The following is a 255-nucleotide window of genomic DNA, read 5'->3' on the forward strand; positions in this document are numbered from 1 at the left end:
TTAAAGGTAGATCACTCTGAGAGTTTTGAGGCTTGGCAAAGATTTTTTCAGTACCTACAATCACGAGGACTACAATCACCTAAATTAATCATTTCAGACGCACATAAAGGCCTAAAAAAGGCCATTTTGAAAGAATTTGTGGGGACTACTTGGCAACGCTGCACAGTACATTTCAAACGCAATATCTTTAATCATTTGCCAAAAAAAGACATGGATGATGTGAAAATAGGTTTAAAGAGAATATTTGATGCTGTA

The 255-nt window shown here is 35.7% G+C and carries 1 protein-coding gene; it reads left to right on the forward strand.

The window, feature by feature from the left end:
* A partial coding sequence (locus tag M3226_RS31950) for a transposase (protein ID WP_251573457.1) occupies nucleotides 1–255 on the forward strand: 255 nt, incomplete at both ends.

Source organism: Neobacillus cucumis (assembly GCF_023715505.1).